This is a genomic window from Bauldia litoralis (assembly GCF_900104485.1).
GTDB lineage: Bacteria > Pseudomonadota > Alphaproteobacteria > Rhizobiales > Kaistiaceae > Bauldia > Bauldia litoralis.
The window spans coordinates 144891-169032 of the sequence record NZ_FMXQ01000010.1 but is presented as its reverse complement, the minus strand read 5'-3'; the positions used below and the strand labels follow the sequence as shown (position 1 = coordinate 169032).

The following is a 24142-nucleotide window of genomic DNA, read 5'->3' as shown; positions in this document are numbered from 1 at the left end:
GATCAGATCCCGTTGGTCTGGAGCCACATTTCAAGAAGTCCGACCTGCCAGAGCTCGGACCCTCTCAGCGGCGTGATGTGGTCGTTCGGCTTGTCGAACAGCGCAGTGAGGTAGCTGTCCCGGAACAGGCCGCGGTCCCTGGCGGCCTGCGACTCCAGCGCATCGCGCACCATGGCGAGATACGGGCCGTCGAGATATTTCAGCGCCGGAACCGGAAAATAGCCCTTCTTGCGGTCGATCACCTCGCTCGGCACGACCAGCCGGGCCGCCTCCTTGAGGACGCCCTTGCCGCCCTGGGCGAGCTTGTGCTCGGCCGGAATGCGGGCGGCGAGCTCGACCAGTTCGTGGTCGAGGAAGGGGACGCGAGCCTCCAGCCCCCAGGCCATGGTCATGTTGTCGACCCGCTTGACCGGGTCGTCGACCAGCATGACGTTGGTGTCGAGGCGGAGCGCCTTGTCGACCGGAGCGGGGGCGCCTGCGGCGGCGAAATGATCGGCGACGAAATCGAGGCTCGGGTCGCCCTCGGCCAGCCACTCGTCGGCCAGGTGCTGCCGCATGGTCTCGCGCGACCGGTCGAAGAAGACGCGGGCATAGTCGGCGGTGACGTTGTTGGAGGCGGCAAGCGGCGGATACCAGTGGTAGCCGCCGAACACCTCGTCGGCGCCCTGGCCGGACTGCACCACCTTGATGTGTTTCGCGACCTCCTGGCTGAGCAGGTAGAAGCCGACATTGTCGTAGGAGACCATCGGCTCCGACATCGCGGTGATGGTGCCGGGCAGCGCCTCGAGCAGGCGCGACGACTCGATCATCATCTTGTGGTGATCGGTCTGGAAATGGTTGGCGATCAGGTCGGAATAGACGAACTCGTCGCCCTTCTCGCTGTTGGCCTCCTCGAAGCCGATCGAGAAGGTCATCAGGCCGGTCTGGCCGGACTCGGCGAGCAGCCCGACGACGACGCTGGAATCGACTCCGCCGGAGAGCAGCACGCCGACCGGCACGTCGGCGACCATGCGGCGTTTCACCGAAAGGCGGAGCGATTCAAGCACGCGGTCGCGCCATTCCTCGGCGGATGTCGCGATATCTGCCTGGCTCGGCTCGTGGCGCGCCGACCAGTAGACAGTGTCCTTGGTCCGGCCGTCGGGCTCGACAATGCGGACGGTGGCGGGCGGCAGCTTGCGCACGCCGGTGAGGATGGTGCGCGGCGGCGGCACGACGGCATGAAACGACATGTAGTTGTCGAGGGCGACGCGGTCGATGGAGGTGTCGATATCGCCGCCCGCCAGCAGCGACGGCAGCGACGAGGCAAAGCGCAGCCGGCCCTTCGCTTCGGCCAGGTAGAGCGGCTTGATCCCGAAGCGGTCGCGGCCAAGCACCAGCCGGCCGGAGTCCCGCTCGTGAATGGCGAAGGCGAACATGCCGTGGAGACGGGAAACGAACTCCGGCCCGAAGGCGTGATAGGCCTTGAGGATGACCTCGGTGTCGCCATGCGAGAAGAAGGTGTAGCCGCGCATCTCGAGCTCGTCGCGCAGCTCCTTGTAGTTGTAGATGCAGCCGTTGAAGGCGATGGTCAGGCCGAGCGACGGATCGACCATCGGCTGGCGCGAGGCATTCGACAGGTCGATGATCTTCAGGCGGCGGTGGCCGAAGGCAATCCGGTCATAGGCGACGATGCCGCCGCCATCAGGCCCGCGCGGCCTGAGGCAATCCACCATCCGCTCGACCGCCGCGACATCCGCGGCGCGGTCCCTGAACTGAACTTCACCTGCAATTCCACACAAACCGGCTCGACTCCTTCGTCTCTCGTCGCGTCAACAAAGCAATACGCCCCCCGCTGCGCCTCCAGCGGGAGCACGGGGACCACTCAGCACGACTCTCCTTGGGTTTTGAAGCAGAACTTAGGGGTCTGGACCCCGAAGTTCAAATTCTGCGCGGCCAAAAAGTTCCGCAATCAGGGAATGCCAGGGTCAGCCGGCGACGAAGTGGCCGTTGCCGATGTCCGTCATCGCCAGTCGAGCGGGCGCCTGACCGACCGGATGAATCGGGCTCGGCACCTCGCTGTCGGCGATCGGAAAGGCGCCGTGGCGTCGATCCGGATCGGGCACCAGCACGGCTTCGAGCAGCCGTCGTGTATAGGCGTGGCGGGGGTCGCCGAAGACCTGGGCGCGGCTGCCCATCTCGACGATCTGGCCGAGATACATGACGGCGACGCGGTGGCTGACCTGTTCGACCACCGCCATGTCGTGGGAGATGAAGAGGTAGGACAGGCCGAGTTCGTCCTGGAGTTCCTGGAGCAGGGCGAGGACCCGGGCCTGGACCGAGACGTCGAGCGCCGAGACGCTTTCATCGGCGACGATGATCTTCGGTGACAGGGACAGGGCGCGAGCGATGCAGACCCGCTGGCGCTGGCCGCCGGAAAATTCGTGCGGATGCCTCTGCATCTGGTCCGGCGACAGGCCGACCCGGTTGAACAGCCAGGCGACACGGTCGGTAAGTTCGCTGCCGCTCGCCAGTCCGTGAATGGTCAGCGGCTCGGCGACCAGTTCGCCGACAGTCATCCGCGGATCGAGCGAGGCATAGGGATCCTGGAAGATCATCTGGATCGAGCGGCGGATCGGTTTCATCGCCGAGCGACCGAGGCCGGCGGTGGCCGCCCCGTCGATGACGATCGCGCCATCCCAGGGGACAAGGTTGAGGAGCGCCTTGCCGGTCGTCGACTTGCCGCATCCGGATTCGCCGACCAGCGCCACGGTCTCGCCGCGGCGAACATCGAAGGAGATGCCTTCGACGGCATGAACCCGCTGGACCGGTCGGCGCAGGATGCCGCCGACGATGTCGAAGCGGACGGTAAGGTCGGACACCTTGACCACCGTGTCATCCGGGACGGAGGAGGCGGGCGGCGGGGCCAGGTCGGAGACCGTCTGGCTCGCCCCGAGACGGGGCACAGCGGCGAGCAGCATCCGCGTGTAATCCTCTGCCGGCGCGTGGAAGATCTGCCGGGCGGGGCCAGCTTCGACCATGGCGCCGCCATTCATGACGATGACCCGGTCGGCCATCTCGGCGACGACGCCCATGTCGTGGGTGATGAGGATGACGGCGGTGCCGAAGTCCTTCTGCAGGGTGCGGATCAGTTCGAGGATCTGGGCCTGGACGGTGACGTCGAGGGCGGTCGTCGGCTCGTCGGCGATGAGCACCCTTGGGCGGCCGGCGATCGCCATCGCGATCATCACCCGCTGCCGCATGCCACCGGAGAGCTCGTGCGGATACTGCTGGAGGCGGCGCTCGGGCTGGCCGATCCGCACGGCGCTGAGCGCCTTGACCGCCAGCGCCCGCGCCTCGCCGCGCGGCATCGGCCGGTGGACCCTGATCGCCTCGGTCAACTGATGGCCGATCGACAGGACCGGGTTGAGCGAGGTCATCGGCTCCTGGAAGATCATCGCGATGTCGGCGCCGCGGACCCTGCGCATCTCGCGTCCGGAGAGCGCGGCGAGATCGCGGCCTGCGAGGTGGATCGAGCCGCTGGCGATCCGCGCCATCGGCTCGGGCAGGAGCCGCATGATCGACAGCGCCGTCATCGACTTGCCGGAACCGGACTCGCCGGCAATGCACAGCGTCTCGCCGGCGGCGAGATCGAAGCTCAGGCGATCGACGACGACGCGCCGGCCTTCCGGTGTCGCGACCTCGGTGGTGAGATCGCGGACCGAAAGGACGGGGTCATCGGCTGGCTGGCTTTTTTCCGTCATCGGCTCGATTGAAAGCAAGAGGCGGGCCGGGACAGCAGCCCGGTCCGTCCCGTTACCACCCTATTCGAGAACCAGACGCGGAAAATAGAAGGAAACGACCCAGTTCGGCATGTCGACGATCTCGCTGACCCGCAGATCGCCGCAGACCGAGCAGAGCATATAGGCCTCGACAGGCTGCATGGCGTAGCGACCGCACAGCAGATCGATCATCTGGCTGAGGGCCGAACGGGCGCCTTCCATCAGGTCCGGGCCGACGCCCGTCGTCACCTCGTAGCCCTTGCCGTCGAGATGGCGGCTGACCGGGCCCGGCGTGGTGAAGCGCGGCGTCTGCAGCCCCGCCTGCTTGACGAGGTCGAAGCCGAGCACGACGCTCATCGGGCTCTCGATCGCCGTGCCGCAGACCTCGCCATCGCCTTGCGCGGCATGGGTATCGCCGACCGAGAAGAGGGCGCCGGCTACCTCGACCGGCAGGTAGAGCTCGGTGCCGGCCGCCAGGTCGCGGATGTCGAGGTTGCCGCCGATCCGCCGTGGCGGCACGACCGAGTGCAGCCCGGCCTCGGCCGGGGCGAGCCCGATGGTGCCGGGGAAGGGCTTGAGTGGAACCTGGCCCATCGGCGAATAGGCGGCCGGGCCCATGCCGACCTTGTCGTAGGTCCAGATGTGGAGGGCCGGGTCGGCGAACTGGTCGGCAAGCAGGCCGAAGCCGTGAATGTTGGCGGTCCAGCCCCAGCCCGAAGGCTGGAACGCGTGGATCGTCACCTTGAGCGCGTCGCCCGGCTCGGCCCCGTCGATGAAGACGGGGCCGGTGACCGGATTGACCTTCTCGAAGTCGATGTTCGGCACGTCGGCGACGGTGCTGTCCTTCGACAGTTGCCCGCCGGAGGCGTCCGGACATTCGAATTCGATGATCGTTCCCGGCGCGACGGTCATGACGGGCGGGATCGAATGATCCCACCCGAAATGATGATGCGCCTCGTGGATCGTGTGATGAGGCTTACTGTGCATCTGTCACGGTCACCGCGTCGTAATGGACAGGGATATGGACCGGGTCGACATAGAGCGCATCGTCGCCGCCCATGCGGGCCGAGCGGATGGTGAAGCGCTGTTCGTTGAACACCGGCGCCCAGGGCGCGTCTTCCATCACCTTGAGGAAGATCTCGCCCCACAGCGTCTCGCGCTCGGCCGCCATTGCCGGGTCGGTCATGGCGTCGGCCTTCTGCGCCATCGCGTCGAGCTCCTCGTTGCAGTACCACGACCAGTTCCAGCCGCCCTGGACCGCGCCGTCGCAGCCGAGGATCGGGCCGTAGAAGTTGGACGGGTCGGGGAAGTCGGCGATCCACGCCATGCCGCCGGACCAGATCATCGGCGCGGTGCCGTTGCCGCCGGCATCGATGACATTGGCCTGGGCCAGCGACTTGATGTCGACCTTGATGCCGATCGCCGCCAGGTCCTGCTGGATCGCCTGGGCGATGCGCGGGTTGGGGTCGGTGTTCATGACATACATCTCGGTCTCGAAACCGTCGGCGAGACCGGCATCGGCGAGCAGCGCCTTGGCCGCGTCGGGATCGTAGGCGTAGCCCTCGTAGTCGTCGACATAGCCCGGCATCGTCGGCGGCAGCGGCTGGTTGGCCGGTACGGCGCGGCCGTTGATGATGCGCACCACGCGATCCTTGTTGATCGCCATGTTGACCGCCTGGCGGACACGCACGTCGTCGAACGGCTTGGTGTTGACGTTCATCGTGATGTAGCCGGTGTGGAGCTGGCCGCCCTCGACGATGCGATCCTTGTATTCGGGATCGTCCTTGACCTCGAGGAACTGCGCCGGCGGGATGCCGTCGCCGGGGATGTCGACCTCGCCATTCTTCAGGCGAAGCAGCGCCACCGTCGGCTCCTGGCCGACCTCGAAGGTGATCTTGTCGAGATTGGGCACGCCCTCGCGCCAGTAGTCCTGGTTCTTCTCGAAGACGAGGCGCTGGCCGAGGGTCCATTCGGTCAGGTTGTAGGCGCCGCTGCCGACCGGGTGCTTGCCGAAGTCGGCGCCCCACTTCTCAACCTCCTCCCTGGGCACGACATGGCCGAAGTTGATCGCCATGACATGCAAGAAGGTGGCGTCGGGACGCGACAGCTTGAACTCGACTGTCATCGGATCGACGACGGTGATGCCCGACAGGCTGTCCGCCTCGCCGCCCGACATCTCGTCATAGCCGGCGATCGAGCCGAAGAAGCCGGCGCCGGGGCTCTGAGTTTCCGGGTTGACCACGCGCTCGATCGAATACTTGACGTCCTCGGCGGTCACTTCGCGCCCGTTGGCGAACTTGACGCCGGGACGGAGCTTGAAGGTGAAGGTCGTGCCGTCCGGCGAGATTTCGTAGCTCTCGGCGAGGTCCGGAATAAGTTCGGTGGTGCCCGGCTTGTAGTCCATCAGCCCGTCGAACAGGCTCTTGATCATCGACCAGTTCTGCCAGTCGTAGCCGATGGCGGGATCGAGAGTAGAGACGTCGTCCTTGTAGGTGATGACGATTTCGCCGGCGGCCTGGGCGGCCGACGATGCCGCGGCGATTGCCATGGCGGCGGCGCTTGCCAAGAGAACTCGCTTCATGTTCCTGCTCCTTCTTTCTTCTGCGCGATGTCCGGGACCGGCTCTTGCGGCCCGTCCCCGGACGATGGATTTCCTCACCTCAACTTGATCCGCGGATCGATCAGCGGTGCGATCAGGTCCGCGACGAGGTTGCCGATGACGATGGCGCAGGCCGAGACCAGCGTGACGCCCATGATGATCGGGATGTCGACGCGCTGGATCGCCTGCCAGGCAAGCTGGCCGATGCCGGGCCAGCCGAAGACGCTCTCGACCACGACGATGCCGCTCATGAAGTAGCCGATGTCGATGCCGATCATCGCGACGATCGGCAGGATGGCGTTGGGCATGGCATGGACCGCCATGACGGTGGTAGGCCCCAGGCCCTTGGCGCGCGCCGTGCGGATGTAATCCTGGCGCAACACGTCGATCATGCTCGACCGCATCATCCGCGAATACCAGCCGGCGCCGAGGATGCCGAGGGTGATCGACGGCAGCACCAGGTGCGAGAAGGTGCCGTAGCCGCCGATCGGGAACCAGCCGAGGTAGACGGCGAAGACGTAGAGCAGCAGGATACCGACGACGAATTGCGGAGCGGAGACCGCGACGAAGGAAACGACCATCAGCGACTGGTCGATCCGCCCGCCGCGGCGCATCGCGGCGAACAGCCCCATGCTCAGGCCGATGGCGAGTTCGCAGACAATCGCCCCCACCATGAGGAGCAATGTCGCCGGCAGGCGGGCGGCGATCAGGGTCGCCACTTCCGTCTTCTGGAGATAGGAGCGACCGAGGTCGAGATGCAGCAGACCTTCGAGGTAGCGGCCGTACTGGATGTAGAGCGGCTGGTCGAGACCGAGTTGCTGGCGGATGTTCTCGACCGTTTCGACGGTGGCGCTACGGCCGGCAATCTGGCGCGCCGGGTCGGCCGGCAGGATGTAGAGCAGGACGAAGGTGATGAAGGTGACGCCGAGCAGGATCAGCGCCGCCTGGATCAATCGCCGGAGCAGGTAGGCCGCCATCAGTAGCGCCCCTTCTGCGTCGGATCGAGAATGTCGCGCAGCGCGTCGCCGACAAGGTTGAAGCCAAGCGCCAGCAGGATGATGGCGACGCCGGGAAAGAAGACCAGCCACGGCGCGGTGGTGAAGTAGGTCTGGCTCTCGTAGATGATGTTGCCCCAGCTCGGGATCGGCGGCTGGACGCCGATGCCGAGGTAGCTGAGCGTCGCTTCGAGCAGAACCGTGGTCGAGATGCCCAGCGTCGCCCAGACCATGATCGTCGGTACCAGATGCGGCAGGATGTGGCGAAAGAGGATGCGGGCGCGGCCCGCGCCGATCGCCGACTCCGCCTCGACGAAATCGCGTTCGGCCAGCGACCGGGTCTCGGTGTAGGTGACGCGGGCGATCTGGGTCCAGTTGACCATGGCGATGACCAGCGCGACGATCCACAGGCTCGGCTGGAAGATCGCGGCCAAAACGATCGCCAGGAGCAGCGCCGGGAAGGCCATCATCAGGTCGGTGAAGCGCATCAGCACCGCGCCGACGATACCGCCGAAGAAGCCGGCGGTGACCCCGACCATCGCGCCGGTGGCAACGGCTATGCCATTGGCGACAACGCCGATGATCAGCGATGTCTGCGCGCCGTAGAGAAGACGCGAGAAGAGGTCGCGGCCGAGCAGGTCGGTGCCGAGCAGGAAGGTTGCGTCCGGCGGCAGCGGCGCGCCTTCCAGCGTCAGGCCCTCGAACAGTTGTTCGTTCGGCGGGAAGGGCGCGATCAGCGGCGCGAAGATCGCCGCCAGCACCACGATGAGGATGACGATGAGCCCGAACAGCGCCAGCGGTCGCCGCGCGAGGCGGGCGAGCACCGTCCCGAGCCGGGCGCCGGCTCCCGGTGTCATCGCGGCTCCCTCAGGCGCTGTCGCGAGCGTCATCGGCAGATCCGTGTCGGGCGACCAGTGCTTCGGCGGTGTCCTCGATGCTGCGCCGCGCGGCCATCGCCATCTGGCCGAGGCGGCGGAAGGCGGCGTCTTCGTCGATGCGCTCGGTGTGCATGATGGCGATCACCGCCCGCGCCACCATCGGGCGTCGCCGCAGCCGGCCGCGAAGCTCCTCGATCTCGGTCTTGAGGGCGTTGCGCGCGGCAAAGGCATGGCGGGCGATGACCAGGGCGCTGTAGACGCCGGCCGAACCGATCGGCTTCAGCAGATGCGCGTCGGCGCTCTGGGCGATGGCCCATTCGACCCGACCCGGCGCCTCCGAGCCGAGGAGCGCGACCAGCGGCATCGGCGCCGCGCCGGCGACCCAGGGGAACTGGCCGTCATAGCCATGGTCGGCATCGAAGAAGACGATGTCGGCCTCCGCGTCGACGGCGCCGAGCTCGGGCCACACGGTTCGCGAGGCGACGCCGATCCGCTCGAGCTGGCGGCTGATCGCGGTCGCCGCGTCATGCGGACGGTGGAGAATGATCGCCGTCCAGGCGCGAAAATTCGGGATGCCGATCGAGACGTTCATGTGGCCACCACCCGGAGCATCGGCTGGGGAGTCCGCCCGGTCGCGGGAATCGCGGCGGGACCGGTGCCCGAATAGTCGGAAAGATAAGGATCCGCCTCGATCGCCTGCGGCGCCTTTTCGACGATCTCGAAGGCATTGCCGGTTCGAATCGTTGCCAGCAGCGGAGCGAAGGCGGTGTGGCGGGTCCGGCCGCTGATCGCGAGATCGCCCATCGGCGACGCAAAGCGCCGCGCCGGAATGTAGGGCAGGATGGCGTCCGGCCGGTCCGAGCCGGCCTCGCGGATTGCCTCGGCCAGCACCCGGACCGCCATATAGGCAGAGGCGAAGAAGGCAGAGACCCGCCGGGCCGCGCCAAGCCGGCGGCGTACCCGGGCGAGGAAGGCATGGTTGTCGGCGGTGTCGATGCTGTCGAAATAGACCGCCGTGCAGATCTGCCCGACCGCGGCCGGGCCGATCTCGTCGAGTTCGCATTCCGCGAGATTGCAGCTCACCACCGGGCAGCGTTCCGGCGCGAACGCCGGGTCGCGCTCGGCGAGGACGGCCATGGCGCGCAGGAAGGCATAGCTCGACGGGCCGATCAGGGTGTTGAGGATGAAGTCGGGGCGCGTCTCGGCGATCTCGGCAATCAGCCGGTCGACGTCCTCGCGACCGAGCGGCAGGTAGCGCTCGCCAAGCACCGTGCCGCCGTTGTCGTCGAGCAGCCGGCGCGCGACGCGGTTCGTTTCCCAGCCCCAGATGTAGTTGGAGCCGACAAGGAAGGCGCGCTTGCCGAAGCGCGGGATGACATGGGCGAAGAGGGGAACGATATGCTGGTTGGGACAGGCGCCGAGATAGACCACCCGGTCCGAACACTCGTAGCCCTCATAGGGGCAGGGGTACCAGAGGAGGGCGTCGCCCTTCTCGACCGCCGGGATCATCTCCTTGCGGCTCCACGAGGTGATGCCGCCGACGACGTGTCGGGCGCCTTGCGCGATCAGCCGGTCGGCGATCGCCTGGTAGCGGTCGGCGACGCCATCCGGCTCGCCGGTCAGCGGCGTCAGTTCGAAGGGGAAGGACGGGTCGTCGTTGATCTCGCCGAGCGCCGTCAGCGCACCGTCGAAGGCATCGCGCCCGAGGAGGGCGTATGGCCCACGCCTCGAGAAGAGAACTCCGATCGGATAGCGTCGCGTCATGGGGCGGATCGTCCCTGCCGGCCGTCATCACAACAAAAAACCCCGCTTCCGCGCGATCGCTGCGATGCGGGAAAGACGGGGCCAAACTGCCACCCGGCATGGTCGAGCCGGTATTTTCAGTCAACGTACAATCACAGACTATGCCGTCCTCGGGACGAGTCAAGGCGGCGCCGGGATGACCCTCGCGGGCAGCGAAGGACGGATCGCCAGAATTGGATATTGCACGCGATATACGTTTTCCGTAGTCTGGCCTGAGACGGCGTCGGGAGGGATGCCGCCATTTGGGAGGAATACAAAAATGACATCAGTGAACAGGTCGGGATTCCCGGCCGCCATCGGCGTCTTCGCGATCGCCGCCACCGCGCTCGCCACCGGCGCGCTCGCGTCCGACAACAAGATCGCCCTGATTCCGGGCGGTCCGCATCCCTATTTCGCGCCCTGGGAACAGGCCGCCGCCGACGCGCAGAAGGACTTCGACATCGCCGCCGTCGACTTCAAGGTCCCGGCCGAATGGAAGCTCAACCTGCAGACCGAACTGCTTGAGAGCCTCGCGGCCCAGGGCTATTCGGCCTTCGGCATTTTCCCGGGCGACTCCGTCGGCATCAACTCGACGGTCACCGAATTGCAGTCCGCCGGTCTCCCGTCCGCGGCCCTTGCCGGCTGCGCGCAGGACCCGACCGACATGGCCTTCTGCCTCGGCACCGATGTCTACAATTCGGCCTATATCGGCACCAAGGAACTGATCAAGGCGATGGGCGGCAAGGGTAATATCGTCCATCTCGCCGGCCTCTTGGTCGATCCCAACACGACGCTGCGCGTCAAGGCGGTCGAGACCGCCGTTGAAGAGACCAACGGCGAAGTGACTCTGCTCCAGACCGTCGCCGACACCGACGCCCAGGAAGCCGCCGACCAGAAGATCAGCGCGCTGCTGGCTGCCCAGAAGGATGAGATCGGCGGCATGATCGCCACCGGCTACATCCCGTCGGTGGTCGCCTCGAAGCTGCTCCGCACGCTTGGCGACAAGCGCATCAAGTTCATCGGCATCGACGATGACCAGATCGTGCTGAAAGCGATCGAGGACGGCTTCGTCGCCGGCACGATGGCGCAGAACCCCTACGGCCAGGGCTATATCGGCGCCTATGCGCTCGACCTCCTGGCCAGCGGCGACTGCACGATGAAGGAGGACGCACCGTGGATCGAGACGCCGCAGACAGCGCGCTTCATCGACTCGGGCACGATGGTGATCAACCTCGACAACATTGCCAGCTACAAGGATGACCTGAAGGCGATCACCGCCGACATCCAGGGCAAGTTCAAAGACACCTACATGACCTGCAGCTAAGGGCTCTGCCCCTGATCGGTCCGGGCCTTCGCCCGGGCCGATCGCTCGTCACCGCCCGATGCATCTCTCGGGCAATCCCGGATACCCTCCGGCGACGCGGACCCGTCAGCAATGGCACTGTCGGCTTCGACTGATCGACACCACGATTCGGAACTCCGAAACCCATGAGCGAAACCACCGGCCCGGCGTCGCCCGTTCGCAACCGCAGGCCTTTCCTCGGCGGCGCTTCGGGGCAGGTCGGCCTGCTGGCGATCGTCGCGATCTTCTGGTTCATCTTCTCGACGCTGGCGCCGGGCTTTCTGTCGTCCTTCAATCTCTATGCGCTCGGCCGGTCGCTGGCGGTCGATATCGTCATCGGGTTTTCGCAGATGGTCGTGCTGGCCACCGGCGGCATGAACCTCGCGGTCGGCTCGATCGGGGTCTGCGCGGTGATGGCGGCCGGCTTCCTGCTCCAGGATCTCGGGCTTCCGATTTCAGTCGGCTTTGCCGGCGCGCTCCTGCTTGGCGGCGCCCTCGGCTGGCTGAACGGCTTCGCCATCGTCAAGACTGGGGTCAACGCCTTCATCATCACGCTGGCCAGCGCCAGCCTTTTCCTTGGCGCCATGCTCATCCTGACCAAGGCGGTGCCCTATAACGGGTTGCCGCCCGAGATTGGCGCCTTCGGTCGCGCCCGGCTGTTCGGCATCGTCTCGCCGCTGTTGATCATCGCCATCGCCATTGGCGCGGCCCTCGTCGTCCTCTACCGATTCACCGCGCTGGGTCGCCAGATCCTTGCCGCCGGCGCCAATCCGCGCGCCGCTGCCATGTCCGGCGTGCCGGTCGACCGGGTGATCGTCATCAGCCACGTGCTGTCCGGGATGCTGGCCGCTGCTGCCGGGTTGATGGTCGTCACCCGCCTCGGCGCGGCGATGCCGGCGACGGGAGGCGAGGAATGGCTGCTGCCCTCCTTCCTCGGTCCGGTCCTCGGCGGGACCTTGCTGTCGGGCGGCTCGGTCGCCGTCATCGGCACGATGATCGGCGCAGCCCTCGTCACGACGATCCGCAGCGGCCTGCTCGTACTCCAGATCGGCAACTTCTGGCTCCAGCTTTTCCTCGGCCTGATCCTGCTCTTCGCCGTCCTCGTCGACCGCTACCGCAGCGTCTATGCCGAACGCCGCAGCGTCGGGGTGAAGTCATGACGATGGTGGGATTCGCGCTGCGGGCGTTCGCGGCACCGGGTCGTCCGGAAGGGGCGCGCGCCTGATGCCGTTCCTCCGTCGTCTTCTCATTGTCGAATGGTCCGGGCTCGCCGTGGCGATCGTCCTTGGCTCAGTGCTGCTTGCCGTCCTGACGCCGAACTTCATGACCGAGTACAACATCTACGTGATGCTGCGGAGCTTCTGCGTCGGGCTGCTGGTCGGCTTCGCCCAGATGGTGACGCTCGGCGTCGGCCAGATGAACATCTCGGTCGGGGCGATCGGCGGGCTCGTCGCGATTTCCTTCGGCGGCATGATGGAAGCGCTCGGCGTGCCGCTCGTTCTTGCAGTCCCGCTGGCGATTGCCATCGGCGCCCTGTGCGGCCTGATCAACGGCGTGCTGACGGCGCGAACCGGGATCAACGGCTTCATCATCACCCTGGCGACGGCCTCGGCCTTCACCGGCATCAATCTCGGCATCACCGAGGCGATCCCCTTCTACAACATGCCGGCGGCGCTTGTCGCTTTCGGTGACGAGCGCTTCTTCGCCTTTCCCTATCTGCTCATCGCGCCGATCATCGTCACCGCGCTGCTCATGCTGTTCTTCGCTCGCACCGTGCCGGGACGGCAGCTTCTCGCCGTCGGCGGCAATCCGCATGCGGCCGACCTTTCCGGCATCTCCCGCGAACGGACCATCGTGCTGGCCCATGTCCTGTCCGGCGGGCTGGCGGCGATCGCCGCCGTGCTGGCGGTCGCGCAGCTTGGCTCCGCCCAGCCGTCGATCGGCGCCGACTGGCTGCTGCTCTCCTTCGCCGCGCCGATCATCGGCGGCGCCGCTTTGACCGGCGGCTACGTCTCGGTTGTCGGAACGACGCTGGCGGTGATCCTGATCGCGCTGATCGAGAACGGCATGGTGCTGGCCAATGTCGATCCCTACTGGGTGCAGTTCCTGCTCGGCGCGTTGATCCTCGCGGCGGTGTGGCTGAACCGCTGGCGCGCCGTCAAGACAGGGACGGATTGACGATGGTTCTCACGATCGAATCCGTCAGCAAGGCCTTCCCCGGCGTCCAGGCGCTGGATGGCGTGTCGCTCGACCTCAAGCCTGGCGAGATCCACGCCCTGATGGGCGAGAATGGCGCCGGCAAGTCGACGCTGATCAAGATCATCACCGGGCTTCACCAGCCGGACAGCGGCCGCGTCCTGCTCAATGGCGAGCCGGTGCATTTCGCATCGCCACGCGACGCCATTGGCGCCGGCATCAGCGCCGTCCACCAGGAGCGGAACCTGATCCCGCGTTTCTCGGTCGGCGAGAACATCCTGCTCGAGCGGCCGCCGACCAGGGGCGGGATGATCGACTACGACACGATCAATCGCGACGCGCGCAAGTGGCTCGACATGCTCGATCGCGGCATCGACACGCGGGCCGAGGTGCGAACCCTCTCGGTTGCCCAGATGCAGATCGTCGAGATCGCCAAGGCGCTGTCGCTCGAGGCCAAGATCCTGCTGATGGACGAGCCGACCGCCTCGATCACCGAGCACGAGACGGCGGCGCTGTTCACTCTCCTGAAGCGCCTGCGGGAGAACGGGGTCGCCATCATCTTCGTCAGCCACAAGCTGGAGGAGGTGTTCGCCATCGCCGACCGGGTGACCGTGCTGCGTGACGGCAAGAACGCTGCGGTCGGCGAGCCGATGACGACGATGACCCGCGACAAGCTGGTGTCGCTGATGATCGGCCGCAAGGAACGCATCGCCGTCCTCGGCGAGCGCAATGCCGACATGGCCGACGTGGTGCTCGAAGCGCGCGACCTGTCGACATCGGACGGTCACCGCAATATCGACCTCGCGCTCCATCGCGGCGAGATCCTCGGTCTCTACGGGCTGGTCGGCGCTGGCCGGAGCGAGTTGGCGCGAGCGATCCTCGGGGGCGCCGAGATAACCTCCGGCGAGTTGCGGCTGCATGACAAGCCGGTCCGCATCCGCGACATGCACGAGGCGCTTTCGAAGTACCGGCTCGGCTATATCAGCGAGGACCGCAAGGCCGAAGGCCTGATCCTCATGCATTCGGTCCGCGAGAATATTGCCATCACGATCTGGCGCAAGCTCGCGGGCTTCCTGGGTTTGATCTCCGGCGCCAGGGAATCGCGCGCCGTCGAGCCCTTCGTCGAGAAGCTGGAGATCCGCACGCCGTCCCTGGCCCAGACCGTCGGCAATCTCTCGGGCGGCAACCAGCAGAAGGTGTCGATCGCCAAGTGGCTGGCGGCCAATGCCGAGATCCTGATCGTCGACGAGCCGACCGTCGGCATCGACATCAAGACCAAGACCGACATCCACGAACTGCTCGGCGAGATCGCCCGCGACGGCGTGTCGATCATCCTGATCTCCAGCGACATGCCGGAAATGGTCGCGGTCGCCGATCGTATCCTGGTCATGCACGGCTTCCGCATCGTCGGCGAGGTCGCCAACGATCACCAGTACGAGACGGCCTCCAAGGCGATCATGGCCTGCATCCATGCCGTCGAGGACGACGAGCCGACATCAGCCGGGTAGGCCGACGGTCGGCAACGACGAAGGGAGTGGAGAGGCATGGCAAGCGTCAGGCGTTCCAAAGCCCCGACCGTCGTTCGGGGATTGCGCGCGATCGGCCGTCGGAGCGTCGTCGCCGCGACGCGTACGGGGCGCTGAGGACAGGCGGGCGGTGCGCATGAACACCCGGCCCGAGGATCGCCCGTTGGCAGCAACCCGACCCCTCTATGACGTGATCTACTCCGTCCTTCGCGAACACATCGACGATGGCAGTTTTCCGCCCGGCCTCGTCCTCGGTGCTGCCGCGGTCGCTCGTGCCTTTCGCTCCAGTCGCGTTCCGGCGGCGGCCGCGCTGCAGCGGTTAAGGCAGGACGGATTGCTGCGCGACTTCGATGGCCACGGCTATCTGACCGGCGCCGACGACTCCGAACCGGTCCGCCTGGACCTCGGGGAAGCTGGCCTGATCGTTCCGCCGGAAGTGGACCGGACGCTGAGAGTGCGCAACCGACGTGAGCGAATTTACCCCGCCGTCGAGCACCATATCGCCCGGGCGCTTCCCTACGGCCGGTTCCAGGTCAATGAAAGCGCGGTCGCCGAATACCACGACGTCAGCCGCACGGTTGCCCACGAGGTGCTTACCCGACTTGAGCGCACGGGCCTCGTCACGCAGGATATCAACCAGCGCTGGTATGCCGGGCCTCTTGCCGAGGATGGTCTGCGCGATCATTTCGAAATGCGCTGCCTGCTCGAACCGATTGCGCTCGGGCAGGTGATGGATTCGATCGGCCGCACCGAAATCGAGGAGCGACGCGAACGAGCCCGCCGCGCGGCCGAAACCCGGCCGACGCTGGAGCGTATCGAAAGGCTCGAACGTGACCTGCACATCGACCTCATCCTGCGCTGCCGGAACCTGCAGCTGCGGGAGACGATCCGGCGGAGCCAGCTCGTCATCGTCGCGATCCACCATTCCTTCGATCTCTACCGCGATTCCGCGGTGATTTCGCTGATGGTGGCGGAGCATATCGAGATCCTCGACCATGTCCTGGCCGGCCGGCGCGAGAAGGCAATGCGCGCGCTCGAAGCCCATCTGCGCCGCTCGTTGACCCAGAACATCGAGATCGTGCGCAATCTCGGCGCGATGCCGGAAGCAAATCGCCTGCCCTATTTGACGGCAGTGCCGCTTTGACAGTGCCTGTCGAATTGCCAGGCCTCGTTGCGGCAGTCCCTTCCAATTTCGACCTGTGGCCCTAAAATCGGATATCCAAAAAATCTGGTGGCCGATGGCGCCGGACAAGAGGCTGTCACCGGCCGACACATCTCGTTGGTCGGTCATGGTTCGAGGATGAAGAATACGATGCGGCGCCTGACGTGCTTTGGAATGGTCGGCTTTCTTGGTCTGGCGATCGCATTCGGGAACCTGGCCCAGGCCGCTCCGACAGCCGTGCCGAAAACCTCGGAAATCGTGACGGTATCTCCGTTGCCGGTCGCGGCACGAGCCGAACGCGGCAGTGTGTTCTTCCTGCGCGGCCTGCTGAACGTCTTCTCGCGCGGCATGGACCGGCTTTCCAACAAGCTGGAAGCCAAGGGCATCCAGTCCCGGGTCACCAATTACAGCCATTGGCAGCAATTCGCCGTGCTGCTGGTCAGCAATTATCGCACCGACAAGTCGCTGGCGCCGGTGGTGATCGTCGGCCATTCCCTTGGTGCCGACGCCGCGGTGAACATGGGCAACTACCTTGCCACGCGGGGCGTGCCGGTTCGCCTGATCGTCCTCTTCGACGCGGTCGACGGTGCCAGCAAGCCGGGGGCCGGCATCGCCGAGGTCGTCAACTATTACAAGTCGGATGGTGTCGGGAAGGTCGTCAAGGTCCTGCCCTCCTTCACGGGCAAGCTGGTCAACATCGATGTCAGCGACCGCAAGGATATCGACCACCTGAATATCGACAAGGCAAGCAGCCTCCACGACGAGGTCATCGCGAACGTCGTGAGCATCTTCGGAAAGCTCTGACCCCTGCCTTTCTGGATTATTCGTCCCCGCCAACGCGGCGCGTGAGGATCATCGCAGCGCCGGCCGACAGCAGGGTCGCTGCGGCGTAGAACCAGATTCCGGCCTGGGTCGCGGCTTCGGCCAGACCACTGGTCTTGGCGGCGAAGATCGCCAGCGCCACGACCAGAACATCCGCCATCGACCATTTCGACAGCACGCCAACCCGTTTCACCCAGTGGATGCGATCCGGGCTGTACGCGGCGAGGTGGAGGACCATGAGTTTGGCGGCCGGAAAGGCGACGGAGAACAGCCCGACAACCGCCGCGATCGCCCGGTCGCCCTCCTGCCACAGGCCCGTCAGGACTTCGATCAGCGACGGCCGTTCCGAGAAGACGAGGAACGACTCGAACACGGCGATCGGCAGGACCAGGCCGAAACCGAAGCAGACCGTCGCCGCGAAAAGGACGATCGGAAGTGCCGCGACAACGATCCTCATGCTCCATGGATCCCGAACTAGTACCGACTGAATCGGGGGACTATAGGCGGGACGGGCGCGCGGGTCGTCCAGGAATACCGCCGACTACCTGCCGAGATCGCTGGCCACGAACTCGGCCGCTCTCTCGCCGACAACCATCGCGGTGAGGTTGGTGTTGTTCATCAGGTTGTCGGGGTAGATGCTGGTATCCGCCACCCGCAGGTTGTCGAAACCGTGGACCCGCAGATCCGCCCCCACCACCGCGGTCGGATCGCCCGCCGGTCCCATCTTCGCCGTGCCGGCCTGGTGGTGCGCCGCGCCCATGCGCTCGGCCAACGCCTCCGCAATGGGTTGATCCATGTCGTCGAGCCATTCCGCGTTGCGGCTCTGGAAGGTCTGCGTCGCCAGCATCTCGCGGCAGAATGTACGGGCGTCGGCAAAATTCTGCCGGTCGCGCTCGACCGTGTTGTAACGATGATCGATCAGGAGCGGGCGGCGCGGATCGCTGCTCTCGATCACGACCTCGCCGGTGGCGTCCTGGCGGGTGAGGTAGGTCCAGAAGCCGGCGATGCCTTCCTCCTCGTCGATCGGGAAGGGGTGTGTCTGCCAGGCCGGCTCGCCGTTATGGACAGCGGGACCGCGGACATCGGCGACGAAGGAACGGCCCGTGGTGACGCCAAGCCCGTCCCCCTTGAAGGTCATGCCGAAGCCCGGATGGTCGAGAAGGTTGCGGCCAACCGGAAGATCGGCGGCGACCGGAATGCCAAGCGGTTCGAGCCAGGCCGACGGTCCGATGCCGGAGCGCTGCAGGATGGCCGGCGTGTTGTAGACGCCGGCGCTGATCACGACCTGGTCGGCATGCGCCGTCAGGCTCTGCCCGGTGGCGTCGATGTAGACGATGCCTTCGGCCCTGGTGCCGGCCAGCAGGATGCGGTCGGCGATCGCGCCGGCCCGGATCGTCAGGTTGGGGCGGCGGCGGGCGGAGCGGATATAGGTGACCAGCGTTCCGAGGCGCACTTCCTTGTAGCGGTTGTGCGGCATGACGCCGACGACGTCGACCTGGCCCTCTTCGGCGTTGAGGTCGGGCGCTTCGCGGACTCCGAGTTCGACGCAGGATTCGTACATGACGCGGTTGATCGGCGCCCAGCGTTCCGGCCGGTATCGCTGGATGACGATTGGCCCGTCGCTGCCATGACCCGGCTGGTCGCCGAAATCGAGGTCGGTCTCGATGCGGATGAAGTAGGGCAGCACGTCTTTCCACGACCAGCCGTCGTTGCCCATTGCCGCCCAGCGGTCGAAGTCGAAGGTCGCGCCACGCGCCGCGATCGTCGCATTGACCATGGACGTGCCGCCCATCAGCCGGCCGCGGGGCAGCCAGATCGATCGGCCGTTGAGTGTGCCGGCGCCATCGCGATTGTAGAGGTCCCAGTCGAACTCCGGCAGGCCGGCGGTCTTCCAGCTGTGCTCGCCACTGACCGTGAAGAGCGGCGGGATTTCTTCTTCCTTCGGGAAGTCGGGGCCAGCTTCGAGCAGCAGGACGCGGCAGTCGGGGTTCTCTGTGAGCCGTGCCGCAACCACGCCGCCGCCGGATCCGGCACCGACGACAATGACGTCGAATCGTTCCATCGTTTCCTCGCTCGGCGGCCTCTCTTGGCCGGCTGGCGCACGGCACGGGCGGCTCGAATATCGTTTCCATTTCGGTGCCGGCAACCGCCGATCACACGGCGCATCGGTCGACTGTCAACGTTTCCAAGCTTAGGCCTGGCGGGCCGAAACGCAAGCCGGCCAAACCGGCTCGAGTCGGCGATCAGGATCGCGACCACTACCGGCGGCATGCTTCGTCCGGGGCCGATTCAGTGGTCCGGGCGGCGACAAACCCGAGACAATTCGAGAATAGCTTGCCGTGAGCGATAACGTTTCAATATAGTCGTGGTCGGGAGATCGCAGACGGGAAGGAGCCGACAATCGGCCCGCCGGGTGCGGAAACGACAGGGAGGCGGGCGCCTTGACGGAGTCTGAGACGGCACACGCCGCGGGCGCCGCATCGGTGCGCCGGGCGGAGGATGGCCGGGCGTCGGTCCCTGTCCTTGAAATGCGCAACATCGCCAAGCGGTTCGACGCCACCCAGGCGCTTGAGGACGTTTCGCTGACGCTTTATCCAGGCGAGATCCACGCGCTGCTTGGCGAGAACGGCGCCGGCAAGTCGACCCTGATCAAGATCATGACCGGCGTTCACCAGCCGGATCGCGGCGAGATTTTGCTGGCGGGCAAGCCGGTCACCATCCGCAATGCCGCCGAGAGCCAGCGCCTCGGCATCGCCGCCATCTATCAGGAACCGTTGCTCTTTCCCGATCTCAACGTCGCCGAGAACATCTTCATCAGCCACCAGGACCGCGGCCAGGTCGTCGGCTGGCGAGAGATGTTTCGCGACGCCGAGGCAATTCTGGCCAAGCTCGGCGTTGCCCTCGACGTGCGCAGCACGGCGCGCGGACTGACCCTGGCGGCGCAGCAATCGGTCGAGATTGCCAAGGCGATTTCGCTGAACGTCAAGGTCCTGATCATGGACGAGCCGACGGCGTCGCTGTCGGCGCACGAGGTCGCGCAATTGTTCAAGCTCGTCCGCGACCTGAGCGATCAGGGGGTCGCCATCCTGTTCGTCAGCCACCGGATGGAAGAGGTCTTCGATATCGCCGACAAGGTGACGGTCTTCCGCGACGGGCAGTTGATCTCGACGCGGCCGCGCAGCGAGGCGACGCCGCAGAATTCGATCACCGACATGGTCGGCCGCGAGATGGGGCTCTTGCAGCCACGGCCGCCGACGCCGCAGGGCGACCTCTTGCTGTCGGTGCGGGGGCTCGGCAAGGAAGGCGTCTTCGAGGACGTCAGTTTCGACCTGCATCGTGGCGAGGTGCTGGGCTTCGGCGGACTGATTGGCGCCGGGCGCACCGATATCGGCCTCGCCCTGTTCGGCATCGAGCCGGCGACGGCCGGGACCATTGTCTTGAACGGGACAGAGGTCACCATCAGGTCGCCCGGCGAAAGCATGGGCCTGGGCATCGCCTATGTCTCGGAAGACCGCCGGCAACTCGGCCTGTCCATGCCGATGTCGATTTCCGCCAACATCACGCTGCCCACCCTTCGTCGCTACCTCAATCGCTTCGGCCTGATCCGTACCGCGATGGAGCGGGCGACGGCCGAGGCCTTCCGCGAGCGGCTGTCGATCCGCACGGCGTCGGTCGACCTGCCGGTGGCCAAGCTTTCCGGCGGCAACCAGCAGAAGGTGATGCTGAGCAAATGGCTCAACACCAAGCCATCGGTGTTGATTCTCGACGAACCGACCCGTGGCATCGACGTCGGAGCCAAGGCCGAGGTTCACACCATGATCGGCGAACTCGCAGCCGAGGGCATCGGCATCATCCTGATTTCTTCCGACCTGCCCGAGGTGCTGACGATGAGCGATCGCCTGCTGGTCATGCGCGAGGGCCGGCAGATGGCGATTTTCGATCGTGAGGACGCCAACCAGGAATCGGTGATGACCGCCGCGATGGGCCAAGAAGCCGCGTCCGAAGGCGGGGTCGCGGCATGAACTGGCTGCAACGCTACGTCCGTCCCGAGCAGGTTCGCGAACTCAGCCTGCTGCTCCTGATCATTGTCGCGGTCATCGTCTTCGGCTCGATGATCGACAACTACTACACGTCACGGACCTTCAACCGCATCGCCTCCAGCGTGGCGATCATCACCATCGTCGCGGTCGGCCAGACGCTAGTGGTGCTGACCCGCAACATCGACCTTTCGGTCGGCTCGATCGTCGGCTGTACCGCCTATTTTACCGGGACCCTGCTGGCCCAGAACAACGACCTCCATCCGCTGCTGGTAGTCCTTGCCGCGGTCGCACTCGGCAGTGTGCTCGGTGCGATCAACGGTGTCTTCGTTGCCTGGGGACGCGTGCCGTCGATCATCGTCACGCTCGGCACATTGGCAATCTATCGCGGTCTGCTGGTCGACCTCTCGGGCGCCAAGACCGTGACCACCGACAGCCTGCCGTCATGGCTGGTCGATCTGCCGCGGGTCAATCTCTTCGCCATCGGCGAGTTCGATTTCCGCGCCATGTTCATGCTGGCGCTGATGATCGTCATCATCTTCCAGGTCGGCACCAGTTTTCTTGCCCTCGGCCGCCGGCTCTACGCCATCGGATCGAACCCGGACGCCGCCAAGCTGATCGGCCTGCCGATCAAGAGGCTGGTCTTTCTCACCTTCGTCCTGTCCGGCGCGCTGTCCGGCCTTGCCGGCTTCGTCACGCTCGCCCGTTTCGGCAACATCACCGTCGAAGCCGGGCGCGGGCTGGAACTGGAGGTCGTCGCGGCGGTGGTCGTCGGCGGCGTCAATATCTTCGGCGGATCAGGCACGATCATGGGGGCGATGCTCGGCGCGATCATGATCGGCATTCTCGAGCAGAGCCTCTTCCGGCTTCAGATCAGCGAGTTCTGGCGGGACGCGCTGCTCGGCCTTCTGATCCTGCTGGCCGTCGCTAGCGATGCCGTGATCCTCCAGCGGCTGCGGTCGCTGTGGGCGCGAGCCGATCTCAAGTTCATCGCCAAGCCGCCGGATGACGGGCCAGCCCCGGAAAGGAGGGCGCCGCCATGAGTGCCCTCGGCCGCCTGAAGAGCTGGGAAGGACTGCTCCTAGCCCTGCTGGTCATCATCGTCGCGGTGAATATCGAGCATTCGCCCTACTATCTCGGCGTCGGCAACATCGTGAACCTGTTCCAGTTGTCGATCGAGAAGATCATCGTCGCGCTGATCATGACCCTCGTCATCATCAACGGCGAGATCGACCTTTCGGTCGCCTCGGTGATGGGGCTCGCCGCCTGCGTGCTGGCCTGGCTGTTCGAGATGGGGACGCCGATGCCGCTGGCCATTGTCGGCGGCTTGCTGGCCGGCCTCGCCGCCGGCCTCTTCAACGGCTTCTGGGTCGCTTATGTCGGCCTGCCGTCGCTGGCGGTGACCCTTGCCGGCCTGATCGGCTATCGCGGCATCGCCCGGATCCTGGTCGAGGACCACCCGATCGGCAATTTCCCCGAATGGTTCAACCTCGTCGGCCAGCAGCCGCTGATTGGCCCGGTGACGGTTTCAATCGTCATCTTCGCCCTGCTGTTCGTGATCATCGCAATCACCCTCCACAGTTCGGCGCTCGGGCGACTGGTCTATGTCATTGGCAACAATCTCCAGGCCGCGCGCTACTCCGGCATCCGGGTGCGGCTGGTCAAGATGACGCTGTTCGGCGCTTCGGGGACGATCGCGGCACTCGCCGGCATCCTCTATGCGGCGCGGCTCGGGTCCGTGCGCGGCGATATGGCCGCCGGCTTCGAACTTGATATCATCACGATCGTCCTGCTTGGCGGCGTGAGCATTTTCGGTGGCTCGGGAAATCTCGCGGGGGTCGGTCTGTCGATCCTCGTCATCCTGAACCTCCGCAACGGAATGGGCCTTGCCAGCATCACCGGCAACACCCAGACGAGCGTAATCGGGGCCTTGCTGATCCTGTCGGTCCTGGTCCCGAACATGGCGCAGACAATAAGCAACAAATGGAACGGGAGAGAGACATGAAGAAGTATCTGCTCGCGACCGCCGCCCTGGCGATGGCCGTATCGATCAACCACGGCGTCCAGGCACAGGCCATGGCCAAGCCCGGCGAGGCGCTGGACATGGTTCTCCTGCCGAAGTTCCTCGGCATCCTGCCCTTCGACCAGGCCCATCAGGGCGCCCAGGAAGCGGCAAAGGAACTCGAGAACCCGACGCCGCTCCAGTTTCTTGGACCGACGCCGGAGAACAGCGTCGCCGGCCAGATCGAAATCACCACCAACGCCACCACCCAGGGCGTCGCGGCGATCATGATCTCCAACAACTCCGGCGATCAGATCGTGCCGGCCGCCAAGGCCGCCCAGGAAAAGGGCATTGCCGTGGTGACCTGGGACTCGCCGATTCCGTCGGCCGAGGGCGAAGACGTCTTCGTCGCGCAGGTCGACTTCTCCGAGACCGGCGTCGTCATGGCCGACATGGCGCTGTCGATCCTCGGCGAGGATGGCGGCAAGTTTGCGATCCTGTCGGCCTCCCCGGACGCGGCCAACCAGAACGCCTGGAACGCCGCCATGAAGGAAGCTCTGAAGGGTGAGAAATACGCCAAGCTCGAACTGCTCGACACGGTCTACGGCAACGACCAGTCGGAAGAGAGCTACAATCAGGCGCTCGCCCTGGTCGACAAGTATCCTGACATGGAGCTGATCATGGCGCCGACCTCGGTGGGCATCGTCGCCGCTGCCAAGGCGATGCAGGACGAGGATCTGTGCGATACGGTGAAGACCAGTGGTCTCGGCGTTCCGAGCGAAATGCTGGCCTACACCATGAACGGTTGCGCTCCCGAATTCGCCCTGTGGAGCTTCGTCGATCTTGGTTACCTGACCTATCAGACCGCCTATGCGATCGCCACCGGAGCCCTCAAGGCCGAGGAAGGCGCAAGCTTCAAGGCCGGCCGTATGGGTGAATACACCATCACCAAGGACCCGACCCGCGACGCTGGTCTGCGCATCCTGATGGGGCCGTTCTCGGTCTATGACAAGGATAACGTCGAGGCCGCAGCCAAGTAGGCT

20 protein-coding genes are annotated in these 24142 nt (G+C 65.7%); 10 read left to right on the top strand and 10 right to left on the bottom strand.

Annotated elements, in window-relative coordinates; all coding sequences use genetic code 11:
* Positions 1–2 precede the first annotated feature (2 nt).
* The 8 genes from BLT60_RS20925 to BLT60_RS20890 all read right to left on the bottom strand — a co-directional run bounded on the left by BLT60_RS20925 (position 3) and on the right by BLT60_RS20890 (position 9994).
* Positions 3–1778 (bottom strand): N-acetylglutaminylglutamine amidotransferase, encoded by a 1776-nt coding sequence (locus tag BLT60_RS20925; RefSeq protein WP_090879763.1) that lies wholly within the window; start codon positions 1776–1778, stop codon positions 3–5.
* A 186-nt stretch (positions 1779–1964) separates the two neighbouring features.
* The gene (locus BLT60_RS20920) at positions 1965–3740 is read right to left on the bottom strand and encodes an ABC transporter ATP-binding protein (RefSeq protein ID WP_090879760.1); all 1776 of its coding nucleotides are present in this window, start codon (positions 3738–3740) and stop codon (positions 1965–1967) included.
* 60 nt (positions 3741–3800) lie between these two features.
* Positions 3801–4745, bottom strand: coding sequence for an acetamidase/formamidase family protein (locus tag BLT60_RS20915; protein ID WP_090879757.1), 945 nt, complete (start codon positions 4743–4745; stop codon positions 3801–3803).
* The gene (locus BLT60_RS20910) at positions 4735–6339 is read right to left on the bottom strand and encodes an ABC transporter substrate-binding protein (RefSeq protein WP_090879754.1); all 1605 of its coding nucleotides are present in this window, start codon (positions 6337–6339) and stop codon (positions 4735–4737) included. Before BLT60_RS20910 ends, BLT60_RS20915 begins: the two co-directional genes overlap by 11 nt.
* A gap of 74 nt (positions 6340–6413) precedes the next feature.
* Complete coding sequence (locus BLT60_RS20905; RefSeq protein ID WP_090879751.1) at positions 6414–7334, bottom strand: ABC transporter permease; 921 nt, start codon at positions 7332–7334, stop codon at positions 6414–6416.
* Positions 7334–8242: an ABC transporter permease gene (locus BLT60_RS20900; protein WP_090879748.1), complete on the bottom strand. Its 909-nt coding sequence runs from the start codon at positions 8240–8242 to the stop codon at positions 7334–7336. Before BLT60_RS20900 ends, BLT60_RS20905 begins: the two co-directional genes overlap by 1 nt.
* A complete protein-coding gene (locus tag BLT60_RS20895) occupies positions 8220–8822 on the bottom strand; it encodes an ANTAR domain-containing response regulator (protein ID WP_090879745.1) in 603 nt (200 codons plus the stop codon). The genes BLT60_RS20900 and BLT60_RS20895 overlap by 23 nt, the downstream gene beginning before the upstream one ends.
* Positions 8819–9994, bottom strand: a complete 1176-nt coding sequence (locus BLT60_RS20890) for a transporter substrate-binding protein (protein WP_090879742.1) — start codon at positions 9992–9994, stop codon at positions 8819–8821. Before BLT60_RS20890 ends, BLT60_RS20895 begins: the two co-directional genes overlap by 4 nt.
* A 298-nt stretch (positions 9995–10292) precedes the next feature.
* Here BLT60_RS20890 and BLT60_RS20885 point away from each other — a divergent pair, with 298 nt between their 5' ends.
* The 6 genes from BLT60_RS20885 to BLT60_RS20860 all read left to right on the top strand — a co-directional run bounded on the left by BLT60_RS20885 (position 10293) and on the right by BLT60_RS20860 (position 17042).
* On the top strand, positions 10293–11336 hold the full coding sequence (locus BLT60_RS20885) for a sugar ABC transporter substrate-binding protein (RefSeq protein WP_090879739.1): 1044 nt from the start codon (positions 10293–10295) through the stop codon (positions 11334–11336).
* A 164-nt stretch (positions 11337–11500) separates the two neighbouring features.
* Positions 11501–12514 carry an ABC transporter permease gene (locus tag BLT60_RS20880; RefSeq protein WP_090879737.1) on the top strand — a complete coding sequence of 338 codons (1014 nt, stop codon included), beginning with the start codon at positions 11501–11503 and terminating at the stop codon, positions 12512–12514.
* Positions 12515–12578: 64 nt separating this feature from the next.
* Positions 12579–13532: an ABC transporter permease gene (locus BLT60_RS20875; RefSeq protein WP_090879734.1), complete on the top strand. Its 954-nt coding sequence runs from the start codon at positions 12579–12581 to the stop codon at positions 13530–13532.
* Between the two features lie 2 nt (positions 13533–13534).
* Positions 13535–15058, top strand: a complete 1524-nt coding sequence (locus BLT60_RS20870; protein WP_090879733.1) for a sugar ABC transporter ATP-binding protein — start codon at positions 13535–13537, stop codon at positions 15056–15058.
* Positions 15021–16220 carry a GntR family transcriptional regulator gene (locus BLT60_RS20865; RefSeq protein WP_090879730.1) on the top strand — a complete coding sequence of 400 codons (1200 nt, stop codon included), beginning with the start codon at positions 15021–15023 and terminating at the stop codon, positions 16218–16220. Before BLT60_RS20870 ends, BLT60_RS20865 begins: the two co-directional genes overlap by 38 nt.
* Before the next feature lie 276 nt (positions 16221–16496).
* Positions 16497–17042, top strand: a complete 546-nt coding sequence (locus BLT60_RS20860) for an alpha/beta hydrolase family protein (RefSeq protein WP_175478560.1) — start codon at positions 16497–16499, stop codon at positions 17040–17042.
* Positions 17043–17058: 16 nt separating this feature from the next.
* On the opposite strand, the gene BLT60_RS20855 is transcribed toward BLT60_RS20860, so the two are convergent.
* Complete coding sequence (locus BLT60_RS20855) at positions 17059–17517, bottom strand: paraquat-inducible protein A (protein ID WP_090879724.1); 459 nt, start codon at positions 17515–17517, stop codon at positions 17059–17061.
* 84 nt (positions 17518–17601) lie between these two features.
* Positions 17602–19122 (bottom strand): GMC family oxidoreductase, encoded by a 1521-nt coding sequence (locus BLT60_RS20850; RefSeq protein ID WP_090879720.1) that lies wholly within the window; start codon positions 19120–19122, stop codon positions 17602–17604.
* A 379-nt stretch (positions 19123–19501) separates the two neighbouring features.
* Between BLT60_RS20850 and BLT60_RS20845 the strand changes: the two genes are divergently transcribed.
* Genes BLT60_RS20845 through BLT60_RS20830 form a run of 4 tightly spaced genes read left to right on the top strand, consistent with a single transcriptional unit; the run spans position 19502 to position 24139 of the window.
* Complete coding sequence (locus BLT60_RS20845; protein WP_210185654.1) at positions 19502–21082, top strand: sugar ABC transporter ATP-binding protein; 1581 nt, start codon at positions 19502–19504, stop codon at positions 21080–21082.
* Positions 21079–22140 (top strand): ABC transporter permease, encoded by a 1062-nt coding sequence (locus tag BLT60_RS20840; RefSeq protein WP_090879715.1) that lies wholly within the window; start codon positions 21079–21081, stop codon positions 22138–22140. The genes BLT60_RS20845 and BLT60_RS20840 overlap by 4 nt, the downstream gene beginning before the upstream one ends.
* Positions 22137–23102 (top strand): ABC transporter permease, encoded by a 966-nt coding sequence (locus BLT60_RS20835; protein WP_090879712.1) that lies wholly within the window; start codon positions 22137–22139, stop codon positions 23100–23102. Before BLT60_RS20840 ends, BLT60_RS20835 begins: the two co-directional genes overlap by 4 nt.
* A complete protein-coding gene (locus tag BLT60_RS20830) occupies positions 23099–24139 on the top strand; it encodes a substrate-binding domain-containing protein (protein ID WP_090879710.1) in 1041 nt (346 codons plus the stop codon). Before BLT60_RS20835 ends, BLT60_RS20830 begins: the two co-directional genes overlap by 4 nt.
* Positions 24140–24142 lie beyond the last annotated feature (3 nt).

Coding starts and splice junctions, on each gene's coding strand:
- BLT60_RS20920 (WP_090879760.1), bottom strand. CDS start 3,740: ATGACGGAAAAAAGCCAGCCAGCCGATGACCCCGTCCTTTCGGTCCGC.
- BLT60_RS20915 (WP_090879757.1), bottom strand. CDS start 4,745: ATGCACAGTAAGCCTCATCACACGATCCACGAGGCGCATCATCATTTC.
- BLT60_RS20910 (WP_090879754.1), bottom strand. CDS start 6,339: ATGAAGCGAGTTCTCTTGGCAAGCGCCGCCGCCATGGCAATCGCCGCG.
- BLT60_RS20905 (WP_090879751.1), bottom strand. CDS start 7,334: ATGGCGGCCTACCTGCTCCGGCGATTGATCCAGGCGGCGCTGATCCTG.
- BLT60_RS20900 (WP_090879748.1), bottom strand. CDS start 8,242: ATGACGCTCGCGACAGCGCCTGAGGGAGCCGCGATGACACCGGGAGCC.
- BLT60_RS20895 (WP_090879745.1), bottom strand. CDS start 8,822: ATGAACGTCTCGATCGGCATCCCGAATTTTCGCGCCTGGACGGCGATC.
- BLT60_RS20890 (WP_090879742.1), bottom strand. CDS start 9,994: ATGACGCGACGCTATCCGATCGGAGTTCTCTTCTCGAGGCGTGGGCCA.
- BLT60_RS20885 (WP_090879739.1), top strand. CDS start 10,293: ATGACATCAGTGAACAGGTCGGGATTCCCGGCCGCCATCGGCGTCTTC.
- BLT60_RS20880 (WP_090879737.1), top strand. CDS start 11,501: ATGAGCGAAACCACCGGCCCGGCGTCGCCCGTTCGCAACCGCAGGCCT.
- BLT60_RS20875 (WP_090879734.1), top strand. CDS start 12,579: ATGCCGTTCCTCCGTCGTCTTCTCATTGTCGAATGGTCCGGGCTCGCC.
- BLT60_RS20870 (WP_090879733.1), top strand. CDS start 13,535: ATGGTTCTCACGATCGAATCCGTCAGCAAGGCCTTCCCCGGCGTCCAG.
- BLT60_RS20865 (WP_090879730.1), top strand. CDS start 15,021: ATGCCGTCGAGGACGACGAGCCGACATCAGCCGGGTAGGCCGACGGTC.
- BLT60_RS20855 (WP_090879724.1), bottom strand. CDS start 17,517: ATGAGGATCGTTGTCGCGGCACTTCCGATCGTCCTTTTCGCGGCGACG.
- BLT60_RS20850 (WP_090879720.1), bottom strand. CDS start 19,122: ATGGAACGATTCGACGTCATTGTCGTCGGTGCCGGATCCGGCGGCGGC.
- BLT60_RS20840 (WP_090879715.1), top strand. CDS start 21,079: ATGAACTGGCTGCAACGCTACGTCCGTCCCGAGCAGGTTCGCGAACTC.
- BLT60_RS20835 (WP_090879712.1), top strand. CDS start 22,137: ATGAGTGCCCTCGGCCGCCTGAAGAGCTGGGAAGGACTGCTCCTAGCC.
- BLT60_RS20830 (WP_090879710.1), top strand. CDS start 23,099: ATGAAGAAGTATCTGCTCGCGACCGCCGCCCTGGCGATGGCCGTATCG.